16 protein-coding genes are annotated in these 15664 nt (G+C 69.1%); 13 read left to right on the forward strand and 3 right to left on the reverse strand.

Features of this window, described 5'->3' with window-relative positions; genetic code table 11:
- The first annotated feature begins 61 nt into the window (after window positions 1–61).
- The 10 genes from queF (at window position 62) to AC1DTW_RS13675 (ending at window position 10240) form a co-directional block, all read left to right on the forward strand.
- Window positions 62–535, forward strand: coding sequence for a preQ(1) synthase (queF, locus tag AC1DTW_RS13630; protein WP_477981683.1), 474 nt, complete (start codon window positions 62–64; stop codon window positions 533–535).
- 54 nt (window positions 536–589) lie between these two features.
- A complete protein-coding gene (gene dapC / locus AC1DTW_RS13635) occupies window positions 590–1801 on the forward strand; it encodes a succinyldiaminopimelate transaminase (RefSeq protein WP_477981684.1) in 1212 nt (403 codons plus the stop codon).
- A complete protein-coding gene (gene dapD, locus AC1DTW_RS13640) occupies window positions 1798–2631 on the forward strand; it encodes a 2,3,4,5-tetrahydropyridine-2,6-dicarboxylate N-succinyltransferase (protein ID WP_477981685.1) in 834 nt (277 codons plus the stop codon). The genes dapC and dapD overlap by 4 nt, the downstream gene beginning before the upstream one ends.
- A 92-nt stretch (window positions 2632–2723) precedes the next feature.
- Window positions 2724–3914 (forward strand): PilT/PilU family type 4a pilus ATPase, encoded by a 1191-nt coding sequence (locus AC1DTW_RS13645; RefSeq protein WP_477981687.1) that lies wholly within the window; start codon window positions 2724–2726, stop codon window positions 3912–3914.
- 21 nt (window positions 3915–3935) lie between these two features.
- Window positions 3936–5087 carry a succinyl-diaminopimelate desuccinylase gene (dapE, locus tag AC1DTW_RS13650; protein ID WP_477981688.1) on the forward strand — a complete coding sequence of 384 codons (1152 nt, stop codon included), beginning with the start codon at window positions 3936–3938 and terminating at the stop codon, window positions 5085–5087.
- Window positions 5084–5971, forward strand: a complete 888-nt coding sequence (gene prmB / locus AC1DTW_RS13655; RefSeq protein ID WP_477981689.1) for a 50S ribosomal protein L3 N(5)-glutamine methyltransferase — start codon at window positions 5084–5086, stop codon at window positions 5969–5971. The genes dapE and prmB overlap by 4 nt, the downstream gene beginning before the upstream one ends.
- Window positions 5972–5998: 27 nt before the next feature.
- The gene (locus tag AC1DTW_RS13660; RefSeq protein WP_477981690.1) at window positions 5999–7993 is read left to right on the forward strand and encodes an ABC-F family ATP-binding cassette domain-containing protein; all 1995 of its coding nucleotides are present in this window, start codon (window positions 5999–6001) and stop codon (window positions 7991–7993) included.
- 107 nt (window positions 7994–8100) lie between these two features.
- A complete protein-coding gene (locus tag AC1DTW_RS13665; protein ID WP_477981691.1) occupies window positions 8101–8586 on the forward strand; it encodes a MarR family winged helix-turn-helix transcriptional regulator in 486 nt (161 codons plus the stop codon).
- A 34-nt stretch (window positions 8587–8620) separates the two neighbouring features.
- Complete coding sequence (locus AC1DTW_RS13670) at window positions 8621–9046, forward strand: organic hydroperoxide resistance protein (protein ID WP_477981692.1); 426 nt, start codon at window positions 8621–8623, stop codon at window positions 9044–9046.
- 135 nt (window positions 9047–9181) lie between these two features.
- Window positions 9182–10240 carry a cyclic di-GMP-binding domain-containing protein, MshE-related gene (locus AC1DTW_RS13675; RefSeq protein WP_477981693.1) on the forward strand — a complete coding sequence of 353 codons (1059 nt, stop codon included), beginning with the start codon at window positions 9182–9184 and terminating at the stop codon, window positions 10238–10240.
- Here AC1DTW_RS13675 and AC1DTW_RS13680 read toward each other — a convergent pair.
- On the reverse strand, window positions 10226–12502 hold the full coding sequence (locus AC1DTW_RS13680) for a putative bifunctional diguanylate cyclase/phosphodiesterase (RefSeq protein ID WP_477981694.1): 2277 nt from the start codon (window positions 12500–12502) through the stop codon (window positions 10226–10228). The two genes, AC1DTW_RS13675 and AC1DTW_RS13680, sit on opposite strands and share 15 nt — an antisense overlap.
- Window positions 12503–12690: 188 nt before the next feature.
- Between AC1DTW_RS13680 and AC1DTW_RS13685 the strand changes: the two genes are divergently transcribed.
- A complete protein-coding gene (locus tag AC1DTW_RS13685) occupies window positions 12691–13086 on the forward strand; it encodes a hypothetical protein (RefSeq protein ID WP_477981695.1) in 396 nt (131 codons plus the stop codon).
- Here the strand turns inward: AC1DTW_RS13685 and AC1DTW_RS13690 are convergent.
- Window positions 13083–14030, reverse strand: coding sequence for an asparaginase (locus tag AC1DTW_RS13690; RefSeq protein ID WP_477981696.1), 948 nt, complete (start codon window positions 14028–14030; stop codon window positions 13083–13085). The genes AC1DTW_RS13685 and AC1DTW_RS13690 overlap by 4 nt on opposite strands.
- Window positions 14031–14136: 106 nt before the next feature.
- Between AC1DTW_RS13690 and lexA the strand changes: the two genes are divergently transcribed.
- Together lexA and AC1DTW_RS13700 are read left to right on the forward strand one after the other, a co-directional pair.
- Window positions 14137–14829, forward strand: coding sequence for a transcriptional repressor LexA (lexA, locus tag AC1DTW_RS13695; RefSeq protein WP_477981698.1), 693 nt, complete (start codon window positions 14137–14139; stop codon window positions 14827–14829).
- An 11-nt stretch (window positions 14830–14840) separates the two neighbouring features.
- On the forward strand, window positions 14841–15143 hold the full coding sequence (locus AC1DTW_RS13700) for a helix-hairpin-helix domain-containing protein (protein WP_477981700.1): 303 nt from the start codon (window positions 14841–14843) through the stop codon (window positions 15141–15143).
- On the opposite strand, the gene AC1DTW_RS13705 is transcribed toward AC1DTW_RS13700, so the two are convergent.
- Window positions 15144–15656 carry a DUF1993 domain-containing protein gene (locus AC1DTW_RS13705; RefSeq protein WP_477981702.1) on the reverse strand — a complete coding sequence of 171 codons (513 nt, stop codon included), beginning with the start codon at window positions 15654–15656 and terminating at the stop codon, window positions 15144–15146.
- Window positions 15657–15664 lie beyond the last annotated feature (8 nt).

Raw genomic sequence — 15664 nt, forward strand, 5'->3', positions numbered from 1 at the left:
TCGAGAGAGCGCGGATGATAGCATCCGGCCCCCGGCTCAACGCTCTTCAAACGTCACCATCATGGCCAAGCCCGCCAGCCCGAAATCCACCGCCACCGAGCGCCAGAAACCTGTCAATCCGCCGAGCGTTCCGAGCAAGGACCTGCAGGTGTTCCCGAACCCGGCGCCGAAGCGCGATTACGCGATCCAGTTCCAGATTCCGGAGTTCACCTGCAACTGCCCGCTGACCGGCCAGCCCGACTTCGCGCACTTCACGATCGACATGGTGGCCGACAAGCTCTGCGTCGAGCTGAAGAGCCTGAAGATGTACATGTGGAGTTACCGCAACGAGGGCGCGTTCCACGAGAAGGTCACGAACGACATCGTCGACGACATCGTGCGCGCGACCGATCCGCGCTTCGTCCGCATCACCGCGAAGTGGTATGTGCGCGGCGGCATCTACACCAACGTCGTGGCCGAGCACCGCAAGAAGGGCTGGAAACCGCAGCCGGCGGTCGAGATGCCGCAGCATGCGAGCGCGACCGGACTGCTGTAATCGCCGCGGCGCGCACCAGGGGCGCCGGCCGCTCGCTGCCGCGATAATTCGCCGATGAATCCGCTGCTGTCGCGCCTGCACCCCTACCCGTTCGAGCGCCTGCGCGCGCTGACGAAAGACATCGTGCCGAACCCGGCATTCAAGCCGATCGGGCTGGGCATCGGCGAGCCTCGCCACGCAACGCCCGAGCTGATCAAGCAGGCGATCCGCGACAACCTGAAGGGCCTCGCGAGCTACCCGGCGACCGCCGGCGAACCCGCGCTGCGCCAGACGATCGCGGCCTGGATCGCGCGGCGCTATCGCGTCACGGTCGATCCGGCGACGCAGGTGCTGCCGGTCGGCGGCTCGCGCGAGGCGCTGTTCGCACTCGCGCAGACCGTCATCGACCCGACCCGACCGGGCGCGACCGTCGTCTGCCCGAACCCGTTCTATCAGATCTACGAAGGCGCGGCGCTGCTCGCCGGCGCGCAGGTCGCGTTCGTCAACAGCGACCCGGCGCGCAATTTCGCGGCCGACTGGGCGAGCGTCTCCGACGCAACCTGGGCGCGCACCCAACTGCTCTACGTGTGCTCGCCCGGCAACCCGACCGGCGCGGTGATGCCGCTGGCCGAGTGGAAGCGCCTGTTCGAGCTCAGCGACCGCCACGGCTTCGTGATCGCGTCGGACGAGTGCTACTCCGAGATCTACTTCCGCGACGAGCCACCGCTCGGCTCGCTCGAGGCGGCCACGCAGCTGGGGCGCGGCTTCGAGCGGCTCGTCGCGTTCACGAGCCTGTCGAAACGTTCGAATGTGCCGGGCATGCGCTCGGGCTTCGTGGCCGGCGACGCGGGGGTCCTGAAGGCGTTCCTGCTCTACCGCACCTACCACGGCAGCGCGATGGGCCCGGTCGTCCAGCAGGCCAGCATCGCGGCCTGGAACGACGAGGCGCACGTGGTCGCGAATCGCGACAAGTACCGCGCGAAGTTCGCGCAGGTCACGCCGCTGCTTGCGCAGGCGTTGCCGGTCGCGCTGCCCGACGCGGGCTTCTATCTCTGGGCCGATGTCTCGCGCATCGCGCCGGGCGGCGACGACCTGGCCTTCGCGCTCGGGCTGCTGGCTCAATACAATGTCGCGGTGCTGCCCGGCAGCCTTCTGGCACGCGAGGCGCACGGCCTGAACCCGGGCGCCGGCCGCATCCGCCTCGCCCTCGTCGCCGAGGTCGAAGAGTGCCTCGAAGCCGCGCGCCGCATCGTCTCCTTCACCAAAACGCAACCAAGCACACCATGACCTCAGCAAGCACGCAGAAGCTGCAAAGCACCATCGAACTCGCCTGGGAGAGCCGCGCGTCGATCAACGCGACGAACAGCCCCGAGATCTACCAGGCCGTCGAGGCCGTGATCGCCGAGCTGAACGCCGGCCGGCTGCGCGTGGCAGAGCGCCATGGTGTCGGCCAGTGGAGCGTCAACCAGTGGCTGAAGAAGGCGGTGCTGCTGAGCTTCCGGCTCAACGACAACAAGCTGATGCGCGCCGGCGACCTCGGCTTCTTCGACAAGGTGCAGACCAAGTTCGCGCACCTCGATGAGGACGCGATGCGTGCCACCGGCGTGCGCGTCGTGCCGCCGGCGGTCGCGCGGCGCGGCTCGTTCGTCGGAAGGAACGTGGTGCTGATGCCGAGCTACGTGAACATCGGCGCGTATGTCGACGAAGGCACGATGGTCGATACCTGGGCCACCGTCGGCTCGTGCGCGCAGATCGGCAAGAACGTGCACCTGTCGGGCGGCGTCGGCATCGGCGGCGTGCTCGAGCCGCTGCAGGCGAACCCGACGATCATCGAAGACAACTGCTTCGTCGGCGCGCGCAGCGAGGTCGTCGAGGGCGTGATCGTCGAAGAGAACTCGGTCATCTCGATGGGCGTGTTCATCAGCCAGAGCACGCCGATCTACGACCGCGCGACCGGCGAGATCACGTTCGGCCGCGTGCCGTCGGGCTCGGTGGTCGTCGCCGGCAGCCTGCCGAAGGACGGCGGCAAGTACAACCTGAACTGCGCGGTGATCGTCAAGCGCGTCGACGCGCAGACGCGCGCGAAGACCAGCGTCAACGATCTGCTGCGCAGCTGATCACGGCAAGGGCCGTTGCGCGCATGCACCGGCCGGCCTCTGGCGCTCGAAGCGTGAAATGATCGACGTTCCCCAAGCCTGAAAGGAATCTCATGAGTGGCGGAAACATGGAGCGGGTGCTGCGGCTGATGTCGGAGAAGGGTGCGTCCGACGTCTATCTGTCGGCCAGCTCGCCGATCCTGATCAAGATCAACGGCCAGTTGCTGCAGCTCAGCGACCAGCCGCTCACGCACACGCAGCCGCGCCAGCTGCTGGCCGAGCTGCTGACGCCCAGCCAGCTCGAGGAGCTCGACGACACCGGCGAACTGAACATCGGCGTCGGCATCCCCGGCGTCGGCAGCTTCCGGCTCTCGGCCTTCAAGCAGCGCGGCACGATCGCCGCGGTGTTCCGCTGCATCCCGTTCGTGATCCCGTCGCTCGAGAGCCTGAACGTGCCGACGATCCTGAACACGATGATCCTCGAGAAGCGCGGGCTGATCCTGATGGTCGGCGCGACCGGCGCCGGCAAGAGCACGACACTGGCCTCGATGCTCGAGCAGCGCAACCAGCAGCTCGCCGGCCACATCCTGACGATCGAGGATCCGATCGAGTTCCTGTTCAACAACAAGAAGTCGGTCGTGAACCAGCGCGAGGTCGGGCGCGACACGCAGTCGCTGAACATCGGCCTGAAGAACGCGTTGCGCCAGGCGCCCGACTGCATCCTGATCGGCGAGATCCGCGACCGCGAAACGATGACCGCGGCGATCTCGTACGCGCTGTCCGGGCACCTGGTGCTGTCGACGCTGCATGCGAACAACAGCTACCACGCGCTCGGCCGGATCCTGTCGTTCTACACGCCGGAGGCGCGCCCCGCGCTGCTCGCCGACCTGGCCGCGGGCCTGAAGGCAATCGTCTCGCAGCGCCTGATGCGCGCCACCGCCGGCGGCCGGATTCCGGCGGTCGAGGTGATGCTGAACACCAAGCTCGTCTCCGAGCTGATCGAAAAAGGCGACTTCTCCGGTGTCAAGGAGGCCATGGAAAAGTCGCTCGCCGAAGGCTCGCAGACCTTCGAGCAAGACCTCGCGCGCCTGATCAACACCGGCGTGATCAGCCGCGAAGAGGGCCTGGCCTTCGCCGATTCGCCGACCAACCTGATGTGGCGCCTGCAGAACGACTTGACGCCGGTCACACGCCTGGTCCCGAAGCGCGAGGAAGCCGACGACCAGGCCAGCTTCACCGAGTTCACGCTCGACGTTCGCCCCGAGCCGGCGACGACCGCGTCGGCGAGCCTGCGCCGCTTCTGAGCCGGGTCGCGCGCCTTCGCCATGTCACGCACGCTGCAGCTCGCCGAGCAGCTGATCTCGCGCCGCTCGGTCACGCCGGTCGATGCCGGCTGCCAGGCGCTGATCCGCGAACGGCTCGCAGCGCTGGGCTTCGAGTGCCATACGCTCGAGTACGGGCCCAACGACGGGCGCGTGACCAACCTCTGGGCGCTGCGCCGCGGCAGCGCGGGCACGGCCGCCAAGTTGCTCGCGTTCGCCGGCCACACCGACGTCGTGCCGACCGGGCCGCTCGCGCAATGGACCAGCGACCCGTTCGTGCCGACGCACCGCGACGGCCAGCTCTACGGGCGCGGCGCGGCCGACATGAAGACCTCGCTTGCCGCGATGATCGTCGCGACCGAGGAGTTCGTCGCGGCGGCGCCGGACCACGCCGGCTCGATCGCGTTCCTGCTGACCAGCGATGAAGAAGGCCCGGCGCTCGACGGCACGGTGCGCGTCTGCGAATGGATCGCCGCGCGCGGCGAGCGGCTCGACTACTGCATCGTCGGCGAACCGACCTCGGTCGAGCGCCTCGGCGACATGATCAAGAACGGCCGCCGCGGCACCTTGTCGGGCAAGCTGCGCGTGATCGGCGTGCAAGGCCATATCGCGTATCCGCACCTGGCGCTGAACCCGATCCATGCGCTTGCGCCGGCGCTCGCCGAGCTCGTCGCAACGCGCTGGGACGAAGGCAACGCGTACTTCCCGCCGACCAGCTGGCAGGTCTCGAACATCCACGCCGGCACCGGCGCAGGCAACGTGATCCCGGGCGATGCGGTGGTCGACTTCAACTTCCGCTTCTCGACCGAATCGACGCCGCAGGCGCTGCAGCAGCGCGTCCAGGCGCTGCTCGACCGCCACGGCCTAAAATACGAGCTTGCGTGGACGCTCGGCGGCGAACCGTTCCTGACGCCGGTCGGCGAGTTGAGCGAGGCGCTCTGCGCCGCGATCCGCGGCCAGACCGGTATCGCCGCCGAACTCTCGACGACCGGCGGCACCTCCGACGGCCGCTTCATCGCGAAGATCTGCCCCCAGGTCATCGAGTTCGGCCCGCTGAACGCGACGATCCACAAGATCGACGAACGGGTCGAGGTCGCGAGCCTCGAACCCTTGAAGAACATCTACCGCGATACGCTGATTCGACTGCTGACATGACCCTGATCGACCTCATCACCGCGCAAGCCGCCCGCCTCAAACAGGCGGGCGTTTCATTTGGGCACGGCACCGGCAACGCCTTCGACGAAGCCGCGTGGCTGGTGCTGTGGGCGCTCGGCCTGCCGCTCGACGCGCTCGAGGTGAAGGCGAAGAACGAACTCACCGCCGACGAACAGGCCAAGGCCGAAGCGCTGATCACGAAGCGCATCGAGACGCGCCAGCCGGCCGCCTACCTGACGCGCGAGGCCTGGCTGCAGAACGTGCCGTTCTACGTCGACGAGCGCACGATCGTGCCGCGCTCGTTCATCGCCGAACTGCTCGTCGACGGTGAACAGACCGGCACGCTCGACGCCTGGCTCTCCGACCAGACGCACAAGGTGCTCGACCTGTGCACCGGCAACGGCAGCCTCGCGGTGATCGCGGCGATGGCGTACCCGGAAGTCACGGTCGATGCCGCCGACGTCTCCGAAGACGCGCTCGCGGTCGCGCGCATCAACATCGACCAGCACAAGCTCGGCAAGCGCATCGCGCTGCTGCAGTCCGATCTGCTCGCGGCGGTGCGCGGCCCGTACGACCTGATCCTGTGCAACCCGCCGTACGTGAACGCGCAGAGCATGCAGACGCTGCCGGCCGAGTACCGCGCCGAACCGGCACTCGCGCTGGCCGGCGGCGACGACGGCATGGACCTGATCCGCAGAATCCTGCGCGAAGCGGCGAAGCACATGACCGTCGACGCGGTGCTGGTGCTCGAGATCGGCAACGAGCGCGCGCATTTCGAGCACGCGTTCCGCCGCCTCGAGGTTGCGTGGCTCGAAACCAGTGCCGGTGACGATCAGGTCCTGCTCGTCACGCGCGAAGCCCTCGCCAAGTACCGCTGGTCCTGAACACCTACTTTCCCGATTGCCCTCCCCATGCTCGTTCTGAACCAAGTCTCGCTGCGCCGCGGCGTCAAACTCGTTCTCGACCAGGCCAGCGTCGTGCTGCAGCCGGGCGAGAAGGTCGGCCTGGTCGGCCGCAATGGCGCGGGCAAGTCCTCGCTGTTCTCGTTGCTGACCCACCGGCTCCAGTCCGACGCCGGCGACGTCGGCATGCCGCCGCGCTGGCGCATCGGCGAGGTCGCGCAGGAGATGCCCGAGACCGACCAGGGCGCGACCGACTTCGTGCTCGAAGGCGACACGCGCCTGATGGAAGCGCAGGCCCAGCTCGTGCAGGCCGAGCTCGACGATGACGGCCACGCGATGGCCGACGCGCACCATGCGATCAGCGATGCCGGCGGCTTCGACGCCCGGCCGCGCGCGCAGGCGATGCTGCTCGGGCTGGGCTTCAAGACGGCCGAACTCGATGCGCCGGTCAACAGCTTCTCGGGCGGCTGGCGCATGCGGCTGCAGCTCGCGCGCGCGCTGATGTGCCCGGCCGACCTGATGCTGCTCGACGAGCCGACCAACCACCTCGACCTCGACGCCCTCGTCTGGCTCGAGGCCTGGCTGAAGCGCTTCAGCGGCACGATGATCGTGATCAGCCACGACCGCGAGTTCCTCGACGCGATCACCAACGTCACCTTGCACCTCGATGCGACCAAGCTGACCCGCTACACCGGCAACTACACCGCGTTCGAAGAGATGCGCGCCGAGCGCCTGCTGCAGGCCGCCGCGAACTTCCAGAAGCAGCAGGAGCGCATGGCGCACCTGCAGAAGTTCATCGACCGCTTCAAGGCCAAGGCGAGCAAGGCCAAGCAGGCGCAAAGCCGCGTGAAGGCGCTGGCGCGCATGGAGAAGCTCGGCCCGGTGCTGACCAGCGCCGACTTCCAGTTCGAGTTCCGCGAGCCGCTGAATCTGCCGAACCCGATGCTCGCGTTCTCTCAGGTCGCGTGCGGATACCGTTCCGAGACGGGCCACGAGGCGCGCATCGTCGACAACATCAACCGGTCGGTGCTCGCCGGCCAGCGCATCGGCATCCTCGGCGCGAACGGCCAGGGCAAGTCGACACTGGTCAAGACGATCGTCGGCGACCTGCCGCGGCTGGCCGGCGACATCACCGAGGGCAAGGGCCTGTCGATCGGCTACTTCGCGCAACAGGAGCTCGACGTGCTCTCGCTCGACGACGGCGCGCTGATGCACATGGTCCGCCTCGCGCGCGACAAGGGCCCGGCCGGCCGCGAACAGGAGCTGCGCGACTTCCTCGGCTCGTTCCGCTTCGTCGGCGAGATGGTCACGCAGCCGGTCGGCACCTTGTCGGGCGGCGAGAAGGCGCGGCTCGTGCTCGCGATGCTGGTCTGGCAGCGCCCCAACCTGCTGCTGATGGACGAGCCGACCAACCACCTCGACCTGACGACGCGCGAGGCGCTGTCGATGGCGCTGAACGAGTTCGAGGGCACCGTGATGCTGGTCAGCCACGACCGCGCGCTGCTGCGCGAGGTCTGCGACGAGTTCTGGCTCGTCACCGACGGCGCCGTCAAGCCCTTCGACGGCGACCTCGACGACTACCAGAAGTGGTTGCTCGAACAATCGCGCGAAGCCTCGCGCGAGCAGTCGAAGGGCGACAAGGCCAAGCGCAAGCGCGGCGCGGCGGCGCCTGCCGCGGCGGCACCCGCGACGCCTGCGATGCCACCGGCCCCGGCGTCGAGCGCCGGCGATCGCAAGGTCGGCGCCGCGGTGCGCCAGCAGCGCAGCGACGAGCTGAAGCCGCTGCGCAAGGAGCTGACCGGCATCGACAACCGCCTCGGCGTGCTGATGAGCGACCGCGACAGCGTCGAAGCGGCGCTGGCCGCACCGGGCCTCGCGCCGGCGCAACGGGCCGAGCAAGGCAAGCGCCTGAAGCAGATCGTCGACGAGATCGAGACGCTCGAGGCCCGCTGGCTCGAGCTCGGAACCCGGCTCGACGCATTGAGCGCCCAGCCGGCCGGCTGATCGCGAGCCACGCCCCGACCTCGGCCGTCGAGTCGTGCATTCGGCGTCGCCGTCCGGCATTTCAATTGCACACAATCAAATTGCCAGCGATGTAATATACTGGCGGCATGTCGAGCACCAGAACCAGCGTCCTGAAGTCCGATCCGCGCGAGCTGCAGCGCCTGGATCGCCAGCTCTGCTTCGCGCTCTACTCGAGCTCGCTGGTGATGACCAAGCTGTACAAGCCGGTGCTCGGCGCGCTCGGTCTGACCTATCCGCAATACCTCGTGCTGCTCGTGCTGTGGGAGACCGACGCGATCGGCGTCGGCGAACTCGGCGAGCGCCTGTACCTCGACTCCGGCACGCTGACGCCCCTGCTCAAGCGCATGGAGGCGGCCGGCCTGCTGGCCCGCGCGCGCGCCGTCGGCGACGAGCGCCGCGTGATCGTCACGCTCACGGCGGCCGGCCGCGCGCTGCGCCGCCGCGCCGAGAGCGTGCCGGTGCAGGTCGCCTGCGCGACCGGCTGCAAGCTCAGCGAGCTCTCCGAACTGACCGCGCAACTGCAAGCGCTGCGCGCCAACATCGCCGGCCAACTGGCGCCGGCGGCCGCCTGATTTCCCCCACCACCGCTCCACGAAGGAACGCACCATGAAGCTCGACAAAGTTCTCTACACCGCCCACGCCACCTCGACCGGCGGCCGCGAAGGCACGTCCAAGTCGTCCGACGGCGTGCTCGACCTGAAGCTCACGACGCCGAAGGAAATGGGCGGCAGCGGCGCCGTCGGCACCAACCCCGAGCAGTTGTTCGCGGCCGGCTATTCGGCCTGCTTCATCGGCGCGATGAAGTACGTCGCGATGACACAGAAGATCACGCTGCCGGCCGACACGTCGATCAAGGCCGATGTCGGCATCGGCCCGATCCCGGCCGGCTTCGGCATCCAGGTTGCACTGAACGTCACGATCCCGGGCATGGAGCGCGCCGCCGCCGAAAAGATCGTCGAAGCCGCGCACCAGGTGTGCCCGTACTCGAACGCGACGCGCGGCAACATCGAGGTGCTGCTGACGGTCGCCTGAGCATTGGCGGATCGGCCCAAAAGAGGGCGCATCCGGCGCTTTCTCGATCGCTCACGGCAGCGCGGAAGGGCGTACGCTGGGTTCCGGCCATCGAGGTGGCCGCCGCAATCCCGCTCGTCCTCTGCGCTGCCTGCCGTGACCCCGTTTCCGACCCTGATCACCGACGCCCCCGAAGACCCTGGACGCTGGCAGTGGCCCGCGCCGCCCTTCGCATGGCGGCATCGGCCGGCGCCAGCGCACGATGTGGCGCAGCCGTGCTGCATCGAGAGCCGGGCCGGCACGGCGGTCGACGGCGAGATGCTCGGCTTCGACCCGGCCGGGCGCACGCTGACCTTCCGCAGCTCGAGCGCCGGACCGGCGGTCGAGCTGCCATTCGCCCGCATTCGCCGCCTCACGTTGAAATCAACGCTGGAGCCGGTCGTGCAGATCGGCCCGGTGCCGGTCGAACGGCTGCCGGCCGCCGCGCATGAGCGCGACTATCGCCTGCAGCTGAATGCCGGCGCGGCGGTCGTCAGCGGGCGCACCACCGGCCGCGTCGAAGCGCCCGAGGGCCTGTACCTGTTCACACCGGTCGATGAGGAAGCGGCGCTGCAGCGCGTGTTCGTACCGCGCACGGCGTACACGCTCGCCGAGTTCGGCGCGTCCGCCGAAGAGGTGGCCGCCCGCATGTGGATCGCGAGCCCGACCGAGCTGCTCGCGGCGATCGAGCGCCAGCAGCGCATGCCGATCCGCCCGCTCGGCCAGTCGATGCTGGAGCTCGGGCTGCTGACGCCGGCCCAGCTCGAACGCGCACTGGCGCGCCAGACCCGCGATGTCCCGCTCGGCGAGTCGCTGGTGGCCAGCGGCCTGATTTCGCGCGGCAGCCTGCAGACCGCGCTGGCCCACAAGATGGGCTATCCGCTGGTCGACCTGACGCGCTTTCCGATCGATCCGAAGGCGATCGCGAAACTGCCGCAGGGCATCGCTGCCAAGTTCCGCCTGGTGCCGCTGATGCTCGACGGCACGCGGCTGATCGTCGCAGTCGACAAGCCGTCGCGAATCGTCAAGCTCAAGGCCGATCACACCGCCGGGCTCAGCGTGGTGCCGGTGCTGGCGTCGCGCATGCAGATCCTGCTGGCGCAGGATCGCCAGAAGCACGACGTCTGGTCCGGCCACGTCGCCGATCGCATCGGCTTCTTCTCAACGACCGTCTGAACTGCCCGGGTCGAGCACCGCCGTGACGGCCCACGGATCGAGCCGTTCGCCCGGCAAGGTATCGGCGAATGCGCCGCCGCTCGCCGGCCCGCCGTGGCGCGTCGCCCTCGGCACCGTCGACGTGACGGCGTGGCGCTGGGCCAGCACGTCGCCGGCCGTCACCGGCCGCGTCTCGCCGAACAACGAGGGCTTGAAGGCGGCCTCGCGCTCGCGATCGTCGCTGGCCCACAGCAGCAGCGCGCGCGCCGACATCGGCTTGGCGAACAGGTAGCCCTGCAGTTCGTCGCAGCCGAGCTGGATCAGCACGTCGCGCTGGCGTTCCGTCTCGACGCCCTCGGCGACGACCTTCAGGCCGAGCGCATGCGCGAGGTGGATCACCGCATCGACGACGGCGCGCGCGTCGGCGCTGGTCTCGATGTCCATCACGAAGCTGCGGTCGATCTTCAGTTCCTCGGCCGGCAGCTTGCGCAGGTAGCTCAGGCTCGAATAGCCGGTGCCGAAGTCGTCGATCGACAAGTGCACGCCGGCGTCGCCGAGGCGCTTGAACGTGGTCTGGGTCGCGCGCGTGTCCTCCATCGCGACCGACTCGGTGATCTCGCAGGTCAGCAGCGACGGGTCGATGCGATGCCGCGCCAGCGCGGTCGTGATGCGCTCGACCAGATCGTCCTGGCGCATCTGGAACGCCGACAGGTTGATCGCCACGCGCATGCGCAGCCCCTTGTCGCGCCACGCGCGCGACTGGCGGCAGGCATCTTCGATGACCCAGTTGCCGAGCGTGCCGATCAGGCCAAAACGCTCGGCCACGGGAATGAACGTGGCCGGGCCGACCATGCCCTTGGTCGGGTGCTTCCAGCGCAGCAGCGCCTCGGCGGCGGTGACCTTGCCGCTGTGGGCGTCGACCTTGGGCTGGTAGAACAGCTCGAGCTCGTTCTTCTCCAGCGCCAGGCGCAGGTCGCGCTGCAGGTCGAGCTGCTCGTGCGCATCGGCCTCCATGCTCGGCTCGAAGAAGCAGTAGCAGGCGCCGCCGGAGCGCTTGGCGGCGTACATCGCCGCGTCGGCGCGCGCGATCAGCTTCGGCTGCGCGCCGCCATCCGGGTAGAACACGATGCCGATCGAACACGACACCGCGACCTCGCGGCTGCCGATCGAGTACGGCTCGCTGAGCGTGGCGAGCATGCGCGCGGCGACCTGCGCGGCGCTCTGCTCGTCGGCATCGCCTTCGAGCAGCATCAGGAACTCGTCACCGCCGACGCGCGCCATCGTGTCGGCCGAGCGCGACAGGCGCCGCAGCCGATCGCCCACCTGGCGCAGCACCGCGTCACCGCTGCTGTGGCCGAACGAGTCGTTGATCGGCTTGAAGCCGTCGAGGTCGATGAACAGCACGGCCAGGCGCGCCTTCGCCTGATCGGCCCGGCCGACCGCGGCGAGCAGCTTGTCTTCGAACACGAGCCGATTCGGCAGGCCGGTGAGCGCGTCGTGGTACGCGATCTTCTGCAAGTCGGAGTTGGCCTGGCGCAGCGAGCGCTCGAGCCCGTCGGTGCGATCGACCAGGTGGCGCTGGACGCGTGACATGAAGCGCGTCACCGCGAGCGACAGCACGGTGGCGACGCCGGCGAGCAAGGCCGCATGCGCGGTCGGCAGGCCGATGATGTTGTCGGGCGCGCCGGACGACACCTCGTCGCCGATCGAGAGCCACAGCAAGCCCGCGATTGCCAGCCCGGCGCCGGCCGAGGCCGTCTGCACGAAGCGCGCGGGCAGCTGCAGCAGGCCTTCGCTCGCGAGGATGTAGGCCACCAGCAGGCCGCTGGTGCCGGCCGTGATCGCCGAGAGCAGCCAGGACTGCGCCCACAGCGCCGCCCACGGGTTCACCGGCTGCAGCGAGACCAGCAGCAGGCCGAACGAAGCGCTCGTTCCCAGCGCGACCCCGGCGCTGATGCGCAGCCAGCCGCGCCAGCCGGCGAGCGTGACCGCGGCGGACGCATAGAGCCCGAAGGCCGTGCCCATGCTCACCAGCCAGGACGCGAGCAGCAAGGCGCCGTCGTGCGACAGGTCGAGCTCGCCGTGGCGCGCCAGCAGCGTCAGCAACAGCGCGGCCGACAGGCTGGTGCCCCACGATGCGGCGCCGCCGAGCAGCCAGCCCCACGGACTGGCATGACGATGCGCGCGCGTGCGCCGGACCATGTCCAGCGCCACGTGCGGCAAATAGAGACAGAGCAACAAGGCGGCCGCGAACAACGCGACGCGGACGGGCAAGGCCTCCATCAGGTTCCCTTTCGAGCAGGATCGCCGAACAGCGGCGACTCGGGCCCGGCACGGCGGCATCTCGTCCGCCGTGCCGGGGCACTCGGGGGATATCGGCCGCGAGGCGGCACAACTTGATGCCGGAAGTAGTGAAAGCCCTAGCCCGTGGGGCTCAAGTCTCGCCGCGGACGGCCGATAGGCCGAAGACCATGCAAGACTTCACAACCTCCTGGCTGGTGCTGGCGGCGCTCGGCGCGGCCGTGGCGACCGGGGTCTGCCGCTGGCGCTACGGCCGCCAGCGACGCCGGCTCGAGCACCGCCTCGGCAAGCTGCAGAGCGACCGCGATGCGCTGCAGGAGCAGGTCAAGCAGGCCCGTCAGCAGGTCGCGCAGCTGCAGAAGGATCTGTCGACCTGGCGCATGGCCTCGACGACGGCGGCCTCCGCGAAGGCTGCCAGCGCGCCGCCGGCCGCGGCGCGGCTGAGCGTCAAGCTAGCGCCGGAGATCGCGGCGGGGCTGGTGTTCGAAGCGCCCCAGACCACTGCGCACGGCTTCGCCGACACGCAGCCGTTCGATTCCGACGACGCCACGCCGCGTCGACCCTAAACCGCGCCCGTCACCAGGCGCAACAGCAACTCGACCCGCGCCTTCGCGGGCGTGAGGTCGTCGGCCGACGCGAGCGCGGTGTCGCCGGCGTCCAGCAGGCGACCGTTGCCGCAGCGGGTGCTGCGAAGCACCTGCACGCCGCCGTCGCGCTGGGCTTCGAGCAGCGCCGTCTCGAGTTCATGGTGCACGCTGCCGTTGCCGGTCGCGGCCACGACAAGACCCCGGACGCCTGCCGCGCACAGCGCCCGCACGACCGCGGCGTTCGCGCCGGCATGGCTGGTCACGATCGCGACGAAGGGCCACCGATCGGCATCGGGCAAGGCCTCGACGCCGATCGCGGCGCCGCTGTCCGGCCACGCGCGGAACAGGCGCAACCGGCCCTCCTCGACGATGCCGATCACGCCGGCGTCGCCGGCGCTGAACGCGTCAATCCGGTACGGATGCACCTTGCGCACGTCGCGCGCGCCGAACAGTTGTCCACCCAGCAACGCGACGACGCCGCGCGCGCCCGCGATGCGTGCGACGACGACCGCGTCGAGCAGGTTCTGCGGGCCGTCGGACTGCAGCGCGGTGGCCGGCCGCATCGCCGCCGTTAGCACGACCGGCTTGGCCGGCGCCAGCACGCGCTGCAGGAACCACGCGGTCTCTTCGAGCGTGTCGGTGCCGTGGGTGACGACGAGGCCGGCCACCTCGGGCCGGGCCAGGTGCAGCGCGCAGCGCAGCGCGAGCGCGCGCCAGGTCGCGTGGTCCATGTCCTTGCTGTCGAGTTGCGCGACCTGCTCGACCTCGAGTGCGACGCCGGCGAGCGCCGGCACGCCGCGAACGAGGTCGGCGACCGCGCGTTGCGCGGCCACATAGCCGACGTTGTCGGAGGGATCCGCCGAGGCGCCCGCGATCGTCCCGCCGGTGCCGAGCACGACGACCTTCGATACATGGTTTTGCATTTTTCTGGAAGCTGGATGAAAATACAGGTGCTGGATGAATTTCCAGTGAGGCGGGTGCGGTGCGAAGGCACAGCGCTACCCAAGCCGCCATCATCAAGGAAATCCCGTGTACGAACCGCCCAAGCTCACCGACCGGCAACAGCAGATTCTCGATCTGGTGCAAAGCGCGATCGAGCGCACCGGCGCCCCGCCCACGCGCGCCGAGATCGCCAGCGAGCTCGGCTTCAAGTCGGCGAACGCCGCCGAAGAGCACCTGCAGGCGCTCGCACGCAAGGGCGTGATCGAGCTGGTCGGCGGCACCTCGCGCGGCATCCGGCTGCGCTCCGAGACGCTGCGCCAGCTGAACCTGCAGCGCGGCAAGCAGTTCAGCCTGCCGCTGCCGAGCCTCGCGCAGCTGACCCTGCCGCTGATCGGCCGGGTCGCGGCCGGCAGCCCGATCCTGGCGCAGGAGCACATCGACCAGACCTACCTGATGGAGGCCAGCATGTTCCCGCGCCGGCCCGACTACCTGCTGAAAGTGCGCGGCATGAGCATGCGCGACGCCGGCATCATCGACGGCGACCTGCTCGCGGTGCAGCGCACCAAAGACGCGAAGAACGGGCAGATCGTCGTCGCGCGGCTCGGTGACGAGGTCACCGTGAAGCGCTTTCGGCGCACCCGCAACAGCATCGAGCTGATTCCCGAGAACCCCGACTTCCAGACCATCGTCGTGCCCACCAGCGGCGCCGACGCCGGCGAACTGCAGTTCGAACTCGAGGGCCTGGCCGTCGGCCTGATCCGCAACAACATGATGATGTGACGGCGACAACCATGGCCGCAATCAAGTCACCCAAGGCCGCCAACGCCGCCGAATGCACTGCCCTCGAGCAGCTGCCGAACATCGGCCCGTCGCTGGCCGCCGACCTGCGCCTGATCGGCATCGAGCGCCCTTCCGACCTGCGCGGCAAGGATGCGTTCGTGCTCTACCAGAAGCTCTGCGCCGCAACCGACCAGCGCCACGATCCCTGCGTGCTCGACACCTTCATGGCCGCGGTCGATTTCATGCGCGGCGCGCCGGCCGCGCCCTGGTGGCACTACACGCCGCAGCGCAAGGCGCTGTTCGGCCAGGTCTGATCAGGACCTGGGCGCGCCCAGGTAATCCATCTTGCCGAGATCGACGCCGTTGTGGCGCAGCAGCGCGTACGCGGTCGTCACGTGGAAAAAGAAGTTCGGCAGCGCGTAGTGCTTCAGGTAGGCCTCGCCCTTCATCGTGATCGGGCCGGTGCGGCGCGGGATCGTGATCTCCTTGTCTTCGCTGCCGTCGACCTTCGCGGCCGGCACCGAGTTGATGTACTCGATCGTCGCGCTCACGCGCTCGCGCAGGTCGGCCAGGCTCGCCTCGGCGTCGTCGAACTTCGGCGCGTCCACGCCGCCGAGCCGCGCGATCGCGAATTTTGCGGTGTCGCAGGCGATCTGGACCTGGGTCGTGAACGCCAGCATGTCGGGTGCGAGACGCGTGCCGAGGTAGACGCTCGGTTCGAACTTCTTCGCCTGCGCGTGCGCCTCGGCCTTGTCGAGCCAGACGCTCAGGTTCTTGAGCATCGTGATGAAGATCGGCGCGCTGGCCGAGTGCATGGTGATCGACATGGTTCTTG

The organism is Rhizobacter sp. P5_A1 (assembly GCF_056400745.1).

Bases quoted from the DNA above. Each gene is read 5' to 3' on its own strand.
- queF (WP_477981683.1), top strand. From the start codon at position 62: ATGGCCAAGCCCGCCAGCCCGAAATCCACCGCCACCGAGCGCCAGAAA.
- dapC (WP_477981684.1), top strand. From the start codon at position 590: ATGAATCCGCTGCTGTCGCGCCTGCACCCCTACCCGTTCGAGCGCCTG.
- dapD (WP_477981685.1), top strand. From the start codon at position 1,798: ATGACCTCAGCAAGCACGCAGAAGCTGCAAAGCACCATCGAACTCGCC.
- AC1DTW_RS13645 (WP_477981687.1), top strand. From the start codon at position 2,724: ATGAGTGGCGGAAACATGGAGCGGGTGCTGCGGCTGATGTCGGAGAAG.
- dapE (WP_477981688.1), top strand. From the start codon at position 3,936: ATGTCACGCACGCTGCAGCTCGCCGAGCAGCTGATCTCGCGCCGCTCG.
- prmB (WP_477981689.1), top strand. From the start codon at position 5,084: ATGACCCTGATCGACCTCATCACCGCGCAAGCCGCCCGCCTCAAACAG.
- AC1DTW_RS13660 (WP_477981690.1), top strand. From the start codon at position 5,999: ATGCTCGTTCTGAACCAAGTCTCGCTGCGCCGCGGCGTCAAACTCGTT.
- AC1DTW_RS13665 (WP_477981691.1), top strand. From the start codon at position 8,101: ATGTCGAGCACCAGAACCAGCGTCCTGAAGTCCGATCCGCGCGAGCTG.
- AC1DTW_RS13670 (WP_477981692.1), top strand. From the start codon at position 8,621: ATGAAGCTCGACAAAGTTCTCTACACCGCCCACGCCACCTCGACCGGC.
- AC1DTW_RS13680 (WP_477981694.1), bottom strand. From the start codon at position 12,502: ATGGAGGCCTTGCCCGTCCGCGTCGCGTTGTTCGCGGCCGCCTTGTTG.
- AC1DTW_RS13685 (WP_477981695.1), top strand. From the start codon at position 12,691: ATGCAAGACTTCACAACCTCCTGGCTGGTGCTGGCGGCGCTCGGCGCG.
- AC1DTW_RS13690 (WP_477981696.1), bottom strand. From the start codon at position 14,030: ATGCAAAACCATGTATCGAAGGTCGTCGTGCTCGGCACCGGCGGGACG.
- AC1DTW_RS13700 (WP_477981700.1), top strand. From the start codon at position 14,841: ATGGCCGCAATCAAGTCACCCAAGGCCGCCAACGCCGCCGAATGCACT.
- AC1DTW_RS13705 (WP_477981702.1), bottom strand. From the start codon at position 15,656: ATGTCGATCACCATGCACTCGGCCAGCGCGCCGATCTTCATCACGATG.